Origin of the sequence: Flavobacterium sp. Sr18 (assembly GCF_011064265.1) — a bacterium.
Classification (GTDB): domain Bacteria; phylum Bacteroidota; class Bacteroidia; order Flavobacteriales; family Flavobacteriaceae; genus Flavobacterium; species Flavobacterium petrolei.
The window spans coordinates 1,640,820-1,660,331 of sequence record NZ_CP049329.1 but is presented as its reverse complement, the minus strand read 5'-3'; the positions used below and the strand labels follow the sequence as shown (position 1 = coordinate 1,660,331).

The window sequence follows — 19,512 nt, the reverse complement described above, 5'->3', positions numbered from 1 at the left end:
TCGAATTTCTACGGATTTAATTTTAAGAAAATATTTTAGAAATAATGATATTCTACGATTTCGTTATTTAGTTTATGTCTTTAAAAAACGACTTAACATTAAAATATTCCTTACCAAGGTATTAATTTTTATCTTATATCTTTATTTTTTATCTAAATAAACAAATTAATATCGATTCGTTAAATTAAGTAAAGGTGTGCACGTATTTTGTTGAAAGATTCAAATTTTTTATGTTGATTCTCTTTCAATTATGTTTGTTTCCAGTTCAATGGATTGGAAAACTACTGGTAAGTTGTTCTTTTTTAGATTGATTTCATCAAAAAGAATAGCCGCTGACCTTCTTCCAATTTCAAAACCGGGTTGGTTAATCGTAGAAAGTTTTGGGGATATTACGCTTGACATAAACCAATTACTGAAACCTAAAACTGCAATTCGTTCTGGTATTGAAACCCCAATTTCATTAAAGTATTTAATGATTCCGATGGCAACTAAATCGGTAACGGCGAAAATAGCATCAATTTCTGGATGTTCATCCATCACTCTTTTAGCATTTTCGTAACCGTCTTGAAAATCCGCATTGTTTTCACATACAAAAACTAGAGAAGAATCGTATGTTAGATTGTTATCTTCTAATGCTTTTTTGTAGCCTAAAAATCGGTCAATAGAATTTTGGGGCATATAAGAACCTCTAAAATGGGCTATTTTTTTGTATCCCTTTTTTATAAGATAGCAAACGGCATCATAAGCCGCTTTTTTGTCATTAATAGTTACTTTAGAACAATTGACAAGTTTAGCAATTTTATCAAAAAGTACTAATGGAGTTTTATGGGAAATGATTGATTTCAAGTGATCAAAATCACCGGTTTCATTAGATAATGACATTAAAATACCATCTACTCTTTTGTTTAAAAGTAAATCGATTTGTTTTTTTTCAAACTCTAATTTTTCATTGGATTGTAAAATAATAACCAAATAATCTCTTTTTTCCGCTTCTTCAAGAATCCCTTTAATTACGTATGAAAAAAAATCATGAACTAGAGTGGGAATTATCAAACCTATGGTTTTTGATTCTTTGGTTCTCAGATTTACCGCAAAACTATTTGGAGTATAATGAAGTTTTTGAGCAAGTTCAATAACCGCATTTTTTGTTTTTTCACTGACATCAGAGTACCCTTTCAAAGCTTTTGAAGCGGTAGTTATCGAAATTCCTAATTGTGCGGCAATCTCTTTGAGAGTGGTGTTGTTCATGGTTCAATTCGCTGGTAGTGAAAGCAAAAAACTGCTTCTCGAAAACGAATTTACAATTTATTTATTGCAAATCAATTTTCAGGAAACAGTTTAGTCGTCTTTTGTGAATTTTAAAACAGATTGCAGAGTCCTTGCAAATTCACAGGTAAATAAAATATTTTTTGTGCTTTTTATAGCTGCGGAATCTCTGTAAAACCTTTAAATTTCTTTTAAGGATTCATAAAATCATTAATTTCTTTACTGGAAATTTTTGGATTTGCTCCTTCGTTTTTTGCTACAATCGCCCCTAAAGCACAAGCGAAATCAATGGCTTCTTGCGGATTTTCATCATATAATAGTTTAGAAAGTAAACCGGCTAAAAAGGAATCCCCAGAACCTACTGTGTCTACAACATCAATTTTATAACCGCTATTGTAGTACATTTTTTCATTGTAATACAAAACTGCACCATGACTTCCTTTGGTAACACAAATATGTTTTGTGTTGGTCTTTTCTGCGATAAAAAGTATGTTTTGTTCCAATGAATGATAGGGGGAATTCATGAAAGCACTTACTTCATATAATTCATCATCATTAAATTTTATAAAATCAGACTGCATCATCAAATTGATGAGTATTTCTTTGGTATAAAATGGAGCGCGTAAATTGACATCAAAAACAGCGTATTTTGCATAGTTTATTATTTCTAAAAGGGAATTTTGTGAAACTGAATCTCGACATACAAGACTCCCAAAAACAAGTGCATCTGCTTTTTTGACCATAATTTCGTCTTCCGGAATACAAATAATTTTGTCCCAGGCAACTGGGTAGTTAATCGTGTAAGAAGCAGAACCCTTCTCGTTTAATTGAACAATAACTTCTCCAGTTGATAAGTTTTCGTCTATTTGAATCGTATCGGTGTCAACTCCGTTTTTTTTAATGAAAGCAAGGAGTTCTCTTCCAATTTCATCATTTCCAACACGACTTATTATTTGGGCATTGATGTCAAGTGAAGCCAAACGCAGTGCCACGTTCAATGGTGCTCCTCCAATTTTTTTATGCGTTGGGAAAACGTCAAACAAAACTTCTCCGAAACAGATTATATTTTTAGTCATGGTTATTCGTTTTTTGATAGACTTTCAGATAGTTCTTCTAATGTTCTTCCTTTAGTTTCCGGCATTTTTGTAAATACCCAAAGCAATTGGAAAACCATCATTGTGCAGAAGATGGCAAAAACGGTTGTTGTTCCAATTTCTTTAAACAAAAACGGAATAAAAGAGGGAATTAACGCTGCTAAAATCCAGTGGACAGAAGTTCCAAAAGAAGTTCCGGCGGCTCTAAGTTTATTCGGGAATAATTCAGAGATGAATACCCAAATCACGGCTCCTTGTCCTATCGCATGTGAGGCTATAAACAAGAAGAAAAACAACGGGACAGCCATTCCTTTCCACTCAAAATAAAATGCAGTTGTTACTAATCCCAAAGAAATGATGTATCCTACAGAACCCAAATACATCAATGTTTTTCTTCCGTACTTATCGATTAGCGAGATTCCAATCATGGTAAATATCAAATTAATCACTCCAATTCCGATACTACTTAAAAAAGAAGCTGATTTTTCTAATCCTGCCAATTCGAAAATTCGAGGTGCATAATATAGAAAAGCATTAATCCCGGAGAGCTGATTGAAAAAGGCAATAAAAAAAGCCAATAGTAATGGTTTTCTGTATTTTGCCATGAAAATGGATTCGTTTTTATCTTCATGAGTAGTTTCTTTTTCGATAGCTGCAATTTCAGCTTCAACTTCGGCGTCACTGTTAATTTGTTTCAAAATAGAGACTGCTTTTGCTCTGTCTTTTTTATATTCTAAAATCCAACGTGGACTTTCCGGGATTCCAAATACTAGAATTGTGTAAATTAAAGATGGAAAAGCCTGTATTCCTAACATCCAACGCCAAGCATTTTCTCCAATATCCTGTAAATAATAGTTAGAGGTAAAGGCGATTAAAATTCCAAAAACAATATTGAATTGGTATAAAGCAACTAGTTTTCCGCGGTCTTTTGCAGGAGCAATTTCAGAAACGTAGGTTGGAGCCGCAATAGTGGATGCCCCAATACCAATTCCGCCAAGAAATCTAAAAATGGAAAAGAAAATAGGATCATTTGCGAATGCAGTTCCAATGGAAGAAACAAAAAACAGCAATCCTATGATTATTAAAGTCTTTTTCCGACCTAAAATATTCGTTGGAAAAGCCCCAAAAATAGCGCCAATAACCGTTCCCCATAATGCGGATGACATCACGACTAATCCATGGAACAAATCAGAAGAACCCCATAATTGCTGCAATTGTTTATCAGCTCCCGAAATTACTACAGTGTCAAATCCAAATAAAAATCCTGCAAATGCAACGACAATGGACCAATAAAGTATTTTTTTGTTATTCATTATTTTGTTTTTTGGTTGATTATTTTGGTTGTTATAAAAGAATTTTTTTTACCAGATTCCTTTTACTTTAGAAATGGTAAGGTTTTTAATTTCCTGATTTTCATTTGATTGAATGCTAAGTTTGGTGTATGGTTTGTTAGGGAAAATTTGTTCCGTAAAACTGTATACGCCACCGTTCAGAAAAATTTCAATTGAGGACCAATCTACTATGATTTGATAATCAATTGTTTCGGTAGTTATATTTGGAATTTTGGTGTTGTGAATTTTTTCTCCAAAACTTTTTTCGAAATTTACCATTCCGGAATGTCTTCGGTCTACAGAAAAAGTCTTTCCTTTCGCATCGTAATTGAGAACTAGAGAATCCTTAACTTCATTGGAAAAAACAAATTTTAAATTTTCATTTTTAGCATTCAATTGTACTGCTGACTGATTCAAGTATTGGTAATCAAATGTCGTTTTTTGATTCGCTTTTAGGATGATTTCATCTTTGGTAAAGGCATTAGTTCCTTGTTTTTTGAACTGTTCTACAGGAGTGTTTTTCAGAACATAATCACCATTTATTTTTGCAAGCGATAGTTCTCGGGGAAGTGTCATCGCACTTCTCCAGTTTTTTGTAGGCGTGTCTCTGGCGTATGACCAATTACTCATCCAGCCTATGAATATTCGTCTATTGTCAGGAGCATTATTGTACGTGACACCTGCGTAATTATCAGCGCCATTGTCAATCCATTTGATGTCTTTTTGTGAGGTTTTAAAGCTTTTTCCATCATAATCACCTACGAAATATTGGGTCCCTGAACCTCCATTTGGAGCGCCAGGATTGATGCTGATGAGTAAAACCCATTTTTCTTCATTGGAACCGGCAACTTTTAATTTAAAAATATCAGGACATTCCCAAACACCGCCGTGCGCTCCTCTATTTTTACCGAATTCACTTTCGAATCTCCAATTAATTAAATTTTCTGAAGTGTAAAATTGCGCATGATCACCTGCGACTAATACCATATTCCAAAGATTGGTTTCGGTATTCCAGAAAACTTTAGGGTCTCTAAAATCTTTTATACCGGAATTTTTAACAATTGGATTTCCATTATATTTCATCCAAGTTTCGCCTTCATCCAGACTATAAGCGAGCCCTTGTGTTTGATAATTTGTTGTTCCCGCTTTTTCACCGGCCATGTCGTGATAGGTGAAAATGGCAATCATTGGCGGGTTTTCTTTTGTTCCAAGACCAGAAGTGTTTTCTAAATCTACTACGGCGCTTCCTGAAAATATCATTCCTAATTTGTCAGGAAACAACGCGATTTTTTTATTTGTCCAATGAATTAAATCCGTACTTGTTGCGTGTCCCCAATGCATCGGTCCCCATACAATGTCGTCTGGATAATATTGGTAAAACAGATGATAAATTCCTTTGTAGAAAACCATTCCGTTTGGGTCATTCATCCATTTTTTTTCTGGAGAAAAATGAAATTGTGGTCTGTAATGTTCTTTGTATTGCACCGTGGAATCAGTTTTTATACTCTCGGAAGAAGCGATGGTAATAACTGCATTTTTCGCTTCTTCTTTACAGGAAAACAAGAATAAAGAGGCTCCTAATACTAAATAAAAGGGGAGTATTTTATTTGTGAACTTCATTAAAATAAGTTTTAATTATTATATTATCTTCATAAAAATAGAATTATATTTTTTAATTAAATATAATTGTGTTGTCGAAAACGTTTTTGATAAGTCGAAAACGTTTTCGTTTTGTATTCGACGTAGTATCTGAAATTATTCAATATTTTTACCTAAAAAAGGTATAAGTTTGAAAATATTATTAAAAAATTAATTTATGATTTCAACAGTTAAAAGTTTGTTTTTCATGCTCTTACTAAGTTCAGTCGCTTTTAGTCAAAGCAAATCAGATGAGTGGCATTTATACGCAAATTCAAGAGAAAATTATTTTGGTGTTGCTATGGCAAATGGTCAAATAGGAATTGTTACCGATGATACGCCTTTAAAAACAAAAGAAATTATTCTGAATGGCGTTTATGACGGAAGTCCAGAAAATGGAATCAGCAGAATAGTTCGCGGAATTGAATTTCTGAATCTGCATTTGGACATCAATAATCAGGAAATTAAATCAGACAATATTGATAACTGGAGTCAAGTAGTCTCTATGAAAGAAGGAACAAGCACTACTTCATTTTCGTTTAAAGATTATGCAAAGATTAACTACACTATTTTGGCGAATAGAGCAATTCCTTTCTCAGCGATGGCAATTCTCGAAATTACCCCTCTTCAAGATATCGAAATTACGGCTAATAATTATATGATTGTTCCTGATGAATTGAAAGACGCTAAAAGTCAGTTTAGGATTTTGAAAGATAATCAATATTTGATGCCAGTTTTTGGAACAACCGCTAAAACGTTAACGGGGAAATATACAGTTGCGGCTTCAACAACTTTTCTTTTTGATGGGGAAAGCGAAACCCTAAAACAAACGGGTAACGAAGTTGGGTTCACCAAAAAACTTTTGAAAGGAAAAAAATACCGTTTTGCAGTTGCAGGAGGGATTTGCACTTCAAAAGATGTTACAGATCCTTTGAACGAATCTGAGAGACAGCCAATTTATGCTTTACAGGAGGGAATTGACAAATTATTGAATCGTCACAAACAAGCTTGGGCTGAATTATGGAGTACAGGAGATATTCAAATTGAAGGCGATTTAGATGCGCAACAACGCGTTCGTTTTGCATTGTATAATTTATATTCATACATCCGTCCTGAAACCAGACAAAGTATTGCCCCGATGGGGTTGTCAGCACAAGGTTATAACGGACATATTTTTTGGGATACAGAACTTTGGATGTATCCAACACTTTTGGCATTACAGCCAGATATGGCAAAATCATGTTTAGATTACCGTTCAGATCGTTTGCAAAAAGCAAAACAAAAAGCATTTATTTATGGGTATAAAGGCGCAATGTATCCGTGGGAATCTGATGATACAGGGGAAGAAGCAACACCAACTTGGGCTTTGACTGGAATTTTTGAACAGCATATCACCGCGGATGTTTCAATCGCCTTTTGGAATTATTACGCTTACACGCAAGACAAATCTTGGTTGAGAAAAGAATGGGCAGTTCTAAAAGAAACAGCTGATTTTTGGGTAAGTCGTGTTGTGAAAAATCAGGATGGAAGTTTCTCTATTTTAAATGTGGTTGGAGCAGATGAATACGCGCAACATGTAGATGATAATGCTTTTACAAATGCATCCGCTATTGAGTCTTTAAAAAATACGATTAAAGCGGCAACTATTTTAGGGGAACCAATAAATCCTAAATGGATAGCAGTATCTGAAAAATTAGCAATACACACTGAAAAAGGAATTACACAAAATTATAAAGGATATCAAGGGCAAATGATTAAACAGGCTGATGTGAACTTATTAGCATATCCTTTACACGTAATCACAGACAAAGAACAAATAAAAAGAGATTTAGAATATTACGCTGAAAAAATTGATAAAAAAGATGGTCCGGCAATGGCTTCGGGAGTTTTATCGGTGCTGTATGCCCGTTTAGGTGACAAAGAAAAAGCGTATAGTTATTTTGTAAAATCCTATTTACCAAACAGTCGCCCACCTTTTGGAGTGTTTTCGGAATCAGCTAATAGTAACAATCCATATTTTGCTACGGGAGCCGGAGCGATGCTTCAGGCGATTATTTACGGTTTTGGCGGAGTAGAGCAAACGGACTTGGGATTGAAATATAATAAGGGATTGTTGCCAAAACAATGGAAATCACTTAAGATTATAGGTCTTGGAGTCGATAATAAAACGATAATAATAAAGTAATATTTCAATAAGTTTTTTAAGCCACGAATAGTAGTTGCATTCCTTTTTTAGGATTGTAATTCGTATTCGTGGTTTTTTTATGTCAGATGAGATTATTTATTTTAAATGTTAGTTTTTTAAATACACACTAAACAACTGTTGAAAGGATAAAGGTAAATACCTCTTTCAAAATTTAAATAAATCTAATATGCAATAGCAATAAATTAATTTTAGGACATTTCTTCCAAATTTTTAATTTTAAAAGTGTTAAATTTTAATAACAATACGTTTTGTAAATGTGATATTTGTAACAGTCAAAACACGTCTAAATAAATGAATATGATATTTTTAGATCAATAATATTCGTTTTTTAATGGAACTCAATCTAGATTATTGATTAATCGAAAAAAACTCCATTATGATGAATAATTCGTAATCTTATTTTGTAAAAAGCTTTTTTGTTGACAAAAATGTAATATGTTTTTTGCATAAAAGCCTTTAAAGTACAATTATATCTTTTTTATTGTCTTTTTTTTATGTTTAATATAATTTTACTATTAATTTTTTAAAGTATTAATTTTAAAATCGAAAACGTTTTCGATACAACGAAAACGTTATAGTTTGTTAATGTCTTAAATTTATCATAAATTTATAATTATGTTTGATGTTAATATTTAAACAAACCATTTAAACAAATTATTAACCAACTTATTTATTACGTATGAAAAATAGTCTAATTAAAGGCTTGATGGTGTTTCTAACGGTACTTTGTACAAGTTTGACTTATTCGCAAGATGTGTCCGGTACAGTATCTGATGGTAGCGGTCCGCTTCCAGGGGCTTCTGTCTTAGTTAAAGGAACAACAAATGGAGCACAAACTGATTTCGATGGAAAGTTTACTATCAAAAACGTTGGCTCAAATGCAGTTTTAATTTTTAGTTACATTGGTCTTAAATCTCAAGAGGTAAATGTAGCAGGGAAAAGCGCAGTTAATGTAGTGTTAAAAGAAGATTCAGCGGAATTAAAAGAAGTTGTAGTTATAGGCTACGGTTCAGTTCGAAAGAAAGATGCAACTGGTGCAGTTGATCAAATTAGTGCAAAAGATTTTGACAATGTATCTTCTCCTTCACCTGCTCAATTATTAAGAGGTAAGGTTGCCGGAGTACAAGTTACGCAATCAAGTGGAGAGCCAGGTGCCGGAGTTGCAATTAGAGTGCGTGGGAACTCGTCTATTCGTTCAGGAAATGGACCGTTAATCGTTGTCGATGGTGTGCCATTGGATGGAGGAAATGTTTCAGGAGGTGGAGCTGATTTATTAGGGACATCATCTGCAAGAAATCCATTGAACTTTATCAACCAAAATGATATCGAAAGTATGTCTGTGTTGAAAGATGCTTCTTCTACAGCTATTTACGGTTCTCGTGGAGCTAACGGAGTTATTGTAATAACAACAAAAAAAGGTAAATCTAAAGAACCACAGTTAACGTACAGTACTTCATTTCAATTTAGTAAATTATCAGGGAAACTAGATGTAATGTCTGGTGATCAATTTGCTGCAGCTGGTGGCGATGATAAAGGGTCTAGATCTTACAATTGGAAAGATGCAGTTTTAAGAAATGGATTCTCTATGAACCATGATTTATCTTTTAGCAAGACTACAGAAAACTCGAATACAAGAATATCTTTTGGAGCTTCTAATACAGATGGTATTGTTAAAAACACAGGTTTAGACAAATACAATGCGTCATTTTATAACTCTAATGACTTTTTTGGTGGAGCTGTAAAAGTTGAGTCAAGAATCATTTATGCTTCTTTGAAAGATCAAGCTACTCTTTTGTCAAATAATGCAGGTTTCATTGGTAATGTAATTGGTACTGCTTTGTATTGGAATCCAACTTTGCCAATAAGAAATGCAAATGGTTCGTATAATGTTGTAGGTGATGATTATTTGAATCCTGTTCAGTTATTAGATTCTTACACAGATTTCACGAATACTAATAAATTATTGGGAAGCATAAATACTACCTGGAAAATCAACAGTAAGCTGAAATACCAATTCTTATTTGGTGTTGAAAGTTCTACCTCAAGTAGAAAAAGTCAATTGTTGCCAACGATGGAAATTTCTGGTGCAGCATTCCAAGCAACAGTTCCTGGTTCAAGCGAAGTTAAATTTGGAACAGCTTCAATCAACAATCAAAATAAATTTAATAAAACTTTCGAACACACTTTGAATTATAACAATGATTTTGGTGATAACTTTAATTTAGATGCATTAGTTGGTTATTCGTATTATGATTATACTGCTGATGGAAATTTTGCAAGTGGTAAAGGTTATGATGTTAATCAAACGAATTTAATTGACAACATTGAAGGAGGTCTTCAAAATGAGTACCGAGTATCTTCTTATAGAAACAGAGTGGAATTACAATCTTATTTTGGTAGAATAAATGCTACTTTGTACAAAAAATTGATTCTTACTGCTACATTAAGATCTGATGGTTCTACTAAATTAGGTATAAATAACAAATACGATTATTTTCCTTCAGCGGGTATTGCTTATAAAGTGATAGAAGATAAAGAAGGTTTGTTCAATAGCTTCAAAATTAGAGGGAATTACGGTATCACTGGAAACCAGGAATTTGCACCAAACTCAGCAATTGCTAGAGCTTCTTATGGTAACAATGGTAATTTAAATGTTGATACAAACTCAAATGCTGACTTGAAATGGGAAACGACAACTTCTTATGGAGTTGGAGCGGATTTTGAATTGATAAACAACAGATTATCAGGTTCAGTAGATTATTTTCAAAGAGATACTAAGGATTTAATTTTCCCAGTACCGGCAGCGGCAACTCAACCAGGTCCACCATCACCAAGGTTCAAAAACTTGCCAGGAAATTTAATAAATAAAGGTGTCGAAGTATCTTTAAATTATAAAGTTATAAATACTGAAGACTTAACTTGGGATATTTCAGGAAATGCTTCTTTCTTAACAAATGAAGTGAAGAACTTTGCCGGTTTTATTGCTACAGGAGGCTTAAATGGTCAAGGACTATCTGATGCTTATGCACAAGTAATTACAAACAACCAACCTGCATATACTTATTTTTTATATGAATGGAGAGGATATGACGCATCAGGAAATTCTATTTATGCGGATGCAGCAGGAAATGATACTGGCTTAGGTACAGCAGCTAAACAATTGTTAGACAAACAGCCTTTACCGAAAATCAATGTTGGATTTACTACTTCATTAGCGTACAAAGGTTTTGATGCAAGTGCCTCTTTTTATGGAGCTTTTGGTCACTATATTTATAACAATACTACAAATGCCTATTTCTTTAAAGGTGCTTTCCTAGGAGGAAGAAACACAACTCTAGAAGCAGCGACTTCTCCTCAAGCACAAGGAGATCCTAACTCTCCATCTACTAAATACTTAGAGAAAGGAGATTTCTTAAGGATGGGTAACTTAACATTTGGATATACAGTAAACTCTTTAGAAAAGTTTAGAATTAAATCGGCTCGATTCTTTGTAAATGCTTCTAATTTATTTATTATTACTAGTTATTCAGGAACTGACCCAGAAGTAGATACTGATAAATCACTAAATGGAGTGCCTTCAGCAGGGATGGAATATTTATCGTATCCTAGAGACAAAAGTGTATCACTTGGACTTAACGTAACATTTTAATTAAAAAAACAATGAAAAGAATAAATATTATAAAAAGCATCTTATTTACTAGTACCATTATTCTAGGAGTAAGTTGTACTAATCTAGATGAGGAAGTATTAGATGGTGTAGTCCTTGATAATGCTGGGGGCGGAACAGTGAATTCTGCTTCATTATTGGTTAGTGCTTATGAAGGCTTAAGAGGTTTTCAAGATCAAGACAAAATGTTTGCCTTAGATGAAATGTCTACGGATGCATTAGTGGGACCTACAAGAGGTGGTGACTGGGACGATAATGCTAAATGGAGACAATTGCATACTCATACTTGGGCGCCGGATAATATAGAAATAAGAAATGCTTGGAACTCTTTGTTGTCACAAGTATACAACTGTAACTTAGTTATAGAAAATGGTACTGCTACACAAATATCTCAAGCTCGTTTTTTAAGAGCATTTTATTACTACAATGTAATTGATTTATATGGACAGGCGCCATATAGAGAAGCAGGTAGTTCTCTAGAAGCAGATCCTAAAGTTTGGACAAGACAAGAAGCTACGGCTTTTGTTATTAGTGAACTTGAAGCAATTATTGGAAGCTTACCATCTCGTGTGGCAGGTGACGCTAGCATTGTTAATGTTGATGCAGCGCACTTTTTATTGGCTAAATTATACTTGAACAAAGGGGTTTTTAATGCTGCTGATGCTGCAGGACCTTATACTTTTGAGGCTGCTGATATGACTAAAGTTGTAACTCATGTAGATGCAATTAATAGCTCTTTAGCTACTGATTATTGGGATAATTTCAAACCAACAAATAATACTTCTCCGGAAATTATTTTCTCTTCTAAAAACATTAGAGGTGGTCAAGGTGGAGGTATTCAGTCACGATGGAGAATGGGTATGCATTACCAACAAACACCAGATGGTTGGAATGGTTTTGCAACTGTAGCTGAATACTACAACAAGTTTAATCCTAATGATAGACGTATCAAAAATTCAGATCAATATATTATCGACGCTTTTGGTAATAATGTTGGATTTCAAGTAGGTCAAATGAAAAATGGTAAAAACCGTGATGAATTTGGTAGAGATAAAGATGCGAGTGGAGCATTATATACTAACATACCTGCTGGTACTGTAAATCTAAAAGATAGAAAAGGTAATCCTTTAGTGTTTACTGCAGCCTTAACATTGATTACTGGAGGTGCTACACTTGAAACAGCAGGGATTAGAAGTCAAAAATACATTCCGGATGAAGCTAATGTTGGTACTCCTGAAAATGATTATGCATTGATGCGTTATTCAGATGCTTTATTGATGAAAGCAGAAGCAATTCTAAGAGGTGGTACTGGAGTTAATGACTTAACAAAATTTGCTCAATTAGTATCTAGAACTAATGTAGCAGGTACAGTTCCAACTACTTTAGATGCTATTTACACAGAAAGAGGTAAAGAATTATGGTATGAAGGATGGAGAAGAAATGACATGATTCGTTTTGGTAAATTTTTGGAACAAAGAGAGTTGAAACCGTATGTTTCAGATGCTAGATATATTTTGTTTCCTATTCCAGCGGATGCTTTGTTTAATTCAAATTTAAAACAAAACCCAGGTTACTAAAAATTTGTTTCTATTAATTGTTTTTTGAGTTAGTTATAAAGAGGGTATTTAGTACCCTCTTTATTTTATATTTATTTTATTCTTTTTTTATATCAATATTATATATATTAGGCAATTCTAAACAAGCAATTACCTAACTAAAATGCCGCAATATAATATGTCAAATCGTTTTGTCTTATTACCCCTAATTATTCTACTTTTTTCCAACTGTTCCAAAGAAAATTCAGAGAATAAAGACGCTTTGTTTTCCAAATTAGATGCTTCCCAAACTGGAATTGATTTTATCAATGAAGTGAAAAATGATGCGGATATGAATATATTCAAGTACCGAAATTTTTATAATGGTGGGGGTGTAGCTATTGGAGACATTAATAATGATGGTCTTTCGGATGTTTATTTTACTTCAAATCTTGGAACCAATAAACTCTACTTAAATAAAGGAAATTTTAAATTCGAGGATATTTCTAAAAAAGCTGGTGTTGAAGGAACCAAAACCTGGTCAACCGGTGTTGTAATGGTTGATTTAAATGCGGATGGTTTACTTGATATTTATGTATGTAATGCAGGAAATAGTTTGGGTAATCAACAAAAAAATGAACTTTTTATAAATAATGGCAATAATACTTTTACCGAAAAAGCAGATGAATACAATCTAGCTGACACAGGTATAACTACACATGCTGCTTTTTTTGATTATGATAAAGATGGTGATTTAGATGTTTATATTCTAAATAACAGTTTTATCCCGGTAAGCAGTCTTAATTATTCCAACAAAAGAGACTTAAGAGATAAAGATTGGGATGTAGCGGAAATTCTGAAAGGTGGAGGTGATAAACTATTGCGCAATGACAACGGAAAATTTGTTGATGTAAGTGAGAAATCAGGAATATATGGTAGTCTGATAGGCTTTGGTCTTGGAGTTACAGTAGGAGATGTAAATGGAGATTTGTATCCGGATATTTATGTTTCAAATGATTTTTATGAAAGAGATTATTTATATATAAATAATAAAAACGGAACCTTTACCGAACAAATTCAGGGATGGACATCACACATTAGTCAATCTTCAATGGGAGCTGATATGGCCGATGTAAACAATGACGGGAAAGCCGATATTTTTGTAACAGATATGTTACCTGAACCGGACGAACGCTTAAAAACGACTACAAATTTTGAAAACTATGATTTATTTACTAGAAAAGTAAATCTGGATTTCTACTATCAATACATGCAAAATACATTGCAAATAAACAATGGTGATAATCAATTCCTTGAAATAGCTAATTATGCCGGAGTTGCTAAAACTGACTGGAGTTGGGGCGCTTTATTATTTGATATGGACAATGATGGTTACAAAGATATCTACGTTTGTAACGGTATTTATAACGATTTAACTAATCAGGATTTTGTTGATTTTTTTGCAAATGAGTTTATGCAGAAAATGGTGGTTACAGGTAAAAAAGAAGAAATTCAAACCATTATCAGTAAAATGCCAAGCACGCCGATACCAAATTACGCTTTCAAGAATAATAAAAACCTGACTTTTAGCAATGAAGCTGTTAAATGGGGATTAGACACTCCAAGTTTTTCTAACGGTGCCGCGTATGGGGATTTAGATAATGACGGGGATTTAGATTTGATTGTTAATAATGTCAACATGGAATCTTTTGTATATCGAAATAATTCAGAGAAAAACAAGAAAAATCATTACGTTAAGGTAAAACTAAAAGGAGACAATCAAAACAAGTTTGCTGTTGGAAGTGTTGTGGAATTATTCTCTGGTAAAGAAATTCTTAGACAAGAATTAATTCCTTCAAGAGGCTTTCAATCTTCTATCGATTATGTAATGACTTTTGGTATTGGAACCAAAAAAATGGATTCATTGCAAGTAGTTTGGCCAAATGGTAAAACTCAAACAATTAAAAAAATCACCAATAATAGCACTTTAAATTTGGATATTACCAATGCTAAAGTAGATTATGTTCCTAAAAATGGCAAGCCAAAACCATTGTTTGCTGAAAAGAAAACAATTTTCTCAGCACACAAAGAAAATAATTATGTCGATTTTGATCATGAAGGATTAATCTCCAAAATGCTTTCGCAAGAAGGACCTTCACTCGCAGTTGCTGATTTAAATGGTGATGGGAATGAGGATGTTTTTATTGGCGGAGCCAAAGGACAATCTGGTAAAATATATTTAAATAAAGGGAATGGTAATTATTCAGTTACAGACCAAAAAGACTTAGAGGCAGATGCAACTTTTGAAGATACTGCTGCCAGTTTTTTTGATGCTGATAATGATGGAGATATCGATTTACTAGTAGGTTCTGGTGGAAACGAAAAAGCGGATCAGGCTAATTATAAAAACCGTCTGTATTTGAATAACGGAAAAGGAGTTTTTGTGAAAAGCAAAACCAATATGCCAAAAACCAATAACAACGTCTCGGTAATAGCACCAAATGATTTCGATAATGATGGTGATATTGATGTGTTTATAGGAAGCCGAAGCGTTCCGGGTGTTTATGGAATTGATCCTAAACATTTGTTATTGGAAAATGATGGAAAAGGAAATTTTACCAATGTTACTGATAAAAAAGCATTTAAAATTAATGCAGTTGGAATGATAACAGATGCGGTTTGGGAAGATATTGATAACGATTCAAAAAAAGATTTAATATTAGTGGGAGATTGGACGGCACCTATGATTTTTAAAAATAATGGACGCCGATTAGTAGAATTTAAATCGAATCTTTCTGGTTATCTAGGTTTTTGGAATGCTGTAACTTGTGTAGATTTGAATAATGACGGTAAAAAAGATTTGATTCTGGGGAATAAAGGAACTAATACAACCTACAAAGCAACAAGTACAAATCCAATGAAATTGTTTACCAATGATTTTGATAATAATGGAACTATTGAACAAATTGCAACCCGTTCTATTGAAGGCAAAGATTTACCAATAAACCTAAAACAAGAATTGGCCAAACAAATTCCTTCGATTAAGAAAAAAAACTTGAGCTATGCAGATTATTCCAAGAAAACATTTCAGGAATTATTTGCGAAGGAAGTAGTTGATAATTCGATTCAAAGGATAGTGAACATTCAAGAAAGTGTTATTGCAATCAACAAAGGAAATGGTAAGTTTGAGATAAAAGCACTTCCAAAAGAAGTTCAGTTTTCTAGTGTAAACACCATTACTACAATGGACGTGAATAATGATGGAATTTTGGATTTAATCTTGGGTGGAAATCAATATGAATTCAAGCCACAATTCTCCAGATTGGATGCAAATTATGGCAGCTTACTTTTAGGAAGCAAAAACGGAACTTTTTCATGGTTGCCCTATAATAAATCAGGTTTCTTCATAAAAGGGGAAGTGAAACAACTGAAAATAGTAAAAGACAAAAATAAAACGGTTTCAATTATAGCTGTAGTTAATGATAATACTCCTAAAATATTTACACGCTATGAATAATTTTTTCAGAATAGGACTGTCTTTATTGCTGTTTATAGGTTGTTCCAAAAAAGAAGGACAATTGTTTGAAAAATTGTCTTCTGATGAAAGCAATATTACTTTCAATAACGAATTGGTTGACTCCAAAAACATCTCTATTTTAGATTATCTCTATTATTATAATGGCGGAGGTGTAGCTCTTGGTGACATCAATAATGATGGTTTGGTGGATATTTATTTTACTTCTAATCAAGGAAAAAATAAATTGTACTTGAATAAAGGGAAAAATAAATTTGAAGACATTTCAGCAAAAGCCGGAGTAGAAGGACAAAGTGATTGGAACGCCGGTACCGTTATGGCTGACGTAAATGGAGATGGATATCTTGATATTTATGTTTGTGCGGTAGTTGGGATTAATGGATTTGAAGGTCAAAATGAATTGTTTATCAATAACAAGGATAACACGTTTACCGAAAGCGCAGCTGAATACGGTTTAGACTTAGATAATTATAGCTCCTCGGTAGCGTTTTTTGATTATGATTTAGATGGGGATTTAGATATGTATTTATTGAATCACGCCGTACACTCTGAGTCATCTTTTGGAAATGCGGACATTAGAAATAAAAGAAGCTACGAATGTGGGGATAAATTATTTCGAAATGATAACGGAAAATTTGTAGATGTAAGTGAGCAGGCAGGAATCTTTGGTGGTGCCAATGGCTACGGTTTAGGATTAGCAGTTTCTGATTTTAATCTAGATGGTTATCCTGATATTTATGTGGGAAATGATTTTCACGAAGATGATTATTACTATTTAAATAATGGGGACGGAACTTTTACGGAAAGTTTGAAACAGTATTTTGGTCACACCAGTCGTTTTTCAATGGGGGTTGATGTTGCGGATGTTAATCATGACGGTTTTCCTGATATTTTGAGTTTAGATATGTTGCCTGAAGATGAAAAAGTTTTGAAATCCTCTTTAGGTGATGATAACGTGCAAATGCTAAAAATGAGAACCGAAAAACTAGGCTATCATTATCAGTACTCCAGAAATATGTTACAGCTTAATCAAGCGGGAGGCGGTTTCACTGAAACAGCTTTGTTGAGCGGTGTAGCAGCGACGGATTGGAGTTGGAGCACTTTATTTGGTGATTATGATCAAGATGGAGAGCAGGATATTTTTGTAAGTAACGGAATTCCAAAACGTCCTAACGATTTAGATTATGTTAAGTACTATTCAAATGATCAAATAAAAAGTAAAATCAGTACGACGAAGTTATTGGATAAAGAAGCGTTGAAGCGAATGCCAAAGGGAAATGTGACGAATTATGTTTTTCAAGGTGCAGCTGATTTGCAATTTAAAAACCGTTCAAGTGATTGGATAGAAAATGATTCTATAATTTCAAATGGTAGTGGCTATGCAGATATTGATAATGATGGAGATTTAGACGTAATTACCAATAATACAAATGCTACGGCTTCAGTTCACATTAATAAAACAGATACAAAATCAAACTATTTAAAATTAAAACTTAGGTTTACCGGAAAAAACACTTTTGGGATTGGAGCCAAAGTAATTTCTTATTCAAAAGGGAAAAAACAATTCAAGGAACTGCAAACTACAAGAGGATTTCAGTCTTCATCAGAACCAATGATTCATTTTGGTTATGGAAAAATAACTAAGATAGATTCGTTAGTGGTGATTTGGCCAGATAAAACGTATCAAACAATAAAGAATGTTAAAACGTGCCAAACGCTTACCATAAAAGCCAATCAGAACAGAAAAGCTTTTGATTATAAAAAATTGCATCCAAGTGTTTTGCCAATTTTCAAAAAGCTTGAAACGGGTTTAGGAATTGACTTTGTGCATCAGGAAAATGATTTTATTGATATTTTAAGCCAAAAATTAATTCCATACCAACGCTCTGATCGTGGTGCAGCTACTGCAATTGGTGACTTGAATGGTGATGGTAAAGAGGATATTTTCTTTGGTGGCTCTAAAGGTAAAAAAGCTGCAATTTATTTTCAAAATGCTGCCGGATTTTCTAAAAAAGGGCTAGCTGAAATTGAAAAGGATTCTGTTTTTGAAGACGCTTCCGCTGTCATAGGCGATTTTAATAACGATAAAAAGAACGACATTTACGTTGCTTCCGGTGGAGGTGAAAATGCATCTAATTTGCAAGACCGTCTGTATACAAATACCAACAATCAATTCCTAAATGCGACTTTGCCTAAATTGACTCAAAATGCATCGGTTGTAAAAGCTTTTGATTATGACAACGACGGAGACCTGGATGTTTTTGTAGGCAATAATTCAATCAATAATAGATTTGGAAGCATGCCGGATTGTTATTTATTGAACAACAATAAAGGAGTTTTCACTATTGTTCAAAATAAAACTTTTGAGAAAATAGGAATGGTGACGGATGCCATTTTCAGTGATTTTAATAAAGATGGAAAAATAGATTTAATTGTAGTGGGTGAGTGGATGAAACCTACTTTTTTTGCAAATAAAAACGGTAAATTTACGGATGTAACAGCAACCATTTTTCCAGAAAAAAGCAATGGATTGTGGCAATCAGTACTTTCTTTTGATATAGATCATGATGGTGACCAAGATTATTTGGTAGGAAACTGGGGAATGAATTCTAAATTTAAAGCTTCACAGGATTTTCCAATGAAAATGTATTTTGATGATTTTGATACTAACGGATCTTTTGAAACAATTGTGGCAATAGAAAAGAAAGGACAATATTACACTACATTAGGTCTTGATGAACTTGCGGAACAATTCAGCGGGATGCTAAAAAAGAAATTCAATAGTTACAAATCCTTTGCAGGAAAAACACTTGAAGAAGTTTTTGATCTAAAAATGCTGGAGAAAGGAAAGTTGTTCGAAGTTCATAATTTGAAATCGGGCTATTTGAGAAATGATAAAGGGAAGTTTACTTTTGTTCCTTTTTCGAATAAAATGCAAGTCGCTCCTATTACTAGTTTTCTGAAATCTAATTTCGATTCAGATGCGAAAGAAGAAGTTTTTGCAGCAGGAAATTACTTTGGGGTTTCTCCTTATCACAGTAGGTTTGACGGATTTTCAGGAGCTTTAATCAAGAATGATAAAACCATATTTTTAGGTAATCAAATAGGAATTGATTTGACCCAAAAAGCAGTTAGACACCTGGATATTGTCAATTTCAATGGAAAGAAATATATGTTGATTACTATCAATAATAAGAAGGCGGAATTGTATGAAATGCCTTCAGTTAAAAAATAATTTAA

Annotated in this window: 9 protein-coding genes; 5 read left to right on the top strand and 4 right to left on the bottom strand. The window is 33.3% G+C overall.

What is annotated here, in order from left to right; translation table 11 throughout:
• Nucleotides 1-228: 228 nt before the first annotated feature.
• The 4 genes from G7A72_RS07350 to G7A72_RS07335 form a co-directional block, all read right to left on the bottom strand.
• The gene (locus G7A72_RS07350) at nucleotides 229-1,248 is read right to left on the bottom strand and encodes a LacI family DNA-binding transcriptional regulator (RefSeq protein ID WP_165151993.1); all 1,020 of its coding nucleotides are present in this window, start codon (nucleotides 1,246-1,248) and stop codon (nucleotides 229-231) included.
• Nucleotides 1,249-1,457: 209 nt separating this feature from the next.
• Entirely contained in the window at nucleotides 1,458-2,342 is an 885-nt protein-coding gene (locus G7A72_RS07345; RefSeq protein ID WP_165151992.1) for a carbohydrate kinase, read from the bottom strand.
• A gap of 2 nt (nucleotides 2,343-2,344) precedes the next feature.
• Nucleotides 2,345-3,673, bottom strand: coding sequence for a sugar porter family MFS transporter (locus G7A72_RS07340; protein WP_165151991.1), 1,329 nt, complete (start codon nucleotides 3,671-3,673; stop codon nucleotides 2,345-2,347).
• Nucleotides 3,674-3,721: 48 nt separating this feature from the next.
• Complete coding sequence (locus G7A72_RS07335) at nucleotides 3,722-5,311, bottom strand: glycoside hydrolase family 32 protein (protein ID WP_165151990.1); 1,590 nt, start codon at nucleotides 5,309-5,311, stop codon at nucleotides 3,722-3,724.
• A gap of 196 nt (nucleotides 5,312-5,507) precedes the next feature.
• Here G7A72_RS07335 and G7A72_RS07330 point away from each other — a divergent pair, with 196 nt between their 5' ends.
• From G7A72_RS07330 to G7A72_RS07310, 5 genes are all read left to right on the top strand, one after another.
• A complete protein-coding gene (locus G7A72_RS07330) occupies nucleotides 5,508-7,514 on the top strand; it encodes a glycoside hydrolase family 65 protein (RefSeq protein WP_241258596.1) in 2,007 nt (668 codons plus the stop codon).
• Between the two features lie 700 nt (nucleotides 7,515-8,214).
• Nucleotides 8,215-11,184, top strand: coding sequence for a SusC/RagA family TonB-linked outer membrane protein (locus G7A72_RS07325; RefSeq protein WP_241258595.1), 2,970 nt, complete (start codon nucleotides 8,215-8,217; stop codon nucleotides 11,182-11,184).
• Between the two features lie 11 nt (nucleotides 11,185-11,195).
• Nucleotides 11,196-12,779 (top strand): RagB/SusD family nutrient uptake outer membrane protein, encoded by a 1,584-nt coding sequence (locus G7A72_RS07320; RefSeq protein ID WP_165151989.1) that lies wholly within the window; start codon nucleotides 11,196-11,198, stop codon nucleotides 12,777-12,779.
• 157 nt (nucleotides 12,780-12,936) lie between these two features.
• Nucleotides 12,937-16,254 carry a VCBS repeat-containing protein gene (locus tag G7A72_RS07315; protein ID WP_165151988.1) on the top strand — a complete coding sequence of 1,106 codons (3,318 nt, stop codon included), beginning with the start codon at nucleotides 12,937-12,939 and terminating at the stop codon, nucleotides 16,252-16,254.
• The gene (locus G7A72_RS07310; RefSeq protein WP_165151987.1) at nucleotides 16,247-19,507 is read left to right on the top strand and encodes a VCBS repeat-containing protein; all 3,261 of its coding nucleotides are present in this window, start codon (nucleotides 16,247-16,249) and stop codon (nucleotides 19,505-19,507) included. Before G7A72_RS07315 ends, G7A72_RS07310 begins: the two co-directional genes overlap by 8 nt.
• Nucleotides 19,508-19,512: the final 5 nt, after the last annotated feature.

Bases quoted from the DNA above. Each gene is read 5' to 3' on its own strand.
- G7A72_RS07325 (WP_241258595.1), top strand. From the start codon at position 8,215: ATGAAAAATAGTCTAATTAAAGGCTTGATGGTGTTTCTAACGGTACTT.
- G7A72_RS07330 (WP_241258596.1), top strand. From the start codon at position 5,508: ATGATTTCAACAGTTAAAAGTTTGTTTTTCATGCTCTTACTAAGTTCA.
- G7A72_RS07345 (WP_165151992.1), bottom strand. From the start codon at position 2,342: ATGACTAAAAATATAATCTGTTTCGGAGAAGTTTTGTTTGACGTTTTC.
- G7A72_RS07320 (WP_165151989.1), top strand. From the start codon at position 11,196: ATGAAAAGAATAAATATTATAAAAAGCATCTTATTTACTAGTACCATT.
- G7A72_RS07335 (WP_165151990.1), bottom strand. From the start codon at position 5,311: ATGAAGTTCACAAATAAAATACTCCCCTTTTATTTAGTATTAGGAGCC.
- G7A72_RS07310 (WP_165151987.1), top strand. From the start codon at position 16,247: ATGAATAATTTTTTCAGAATAGGACTGTCTTTATTGCTGTTTATAGGT.
- G7A72_RS07350 (WP_165151993.1), bottom strand. From the start codon at position 1,248: ATGAACAACACCACTCTCAAAGAGATTGCCGCACAATTAGGAATTTCG.
- G7A72_RS07340 (WP_165151991.1), bottom strand. From the start codon at position 3,673: ATGAATAACAAAAAAATACTTTATTGGTCCATTGTCGTTGCATTTGCA.
- G7A72_RS07315 (WP_165151988.1), top strand. From the start codon at position 12,937: ATGTCAAATCGTTTTGTCTTATTACCCCTAATTATTCTACTTTTTTCC.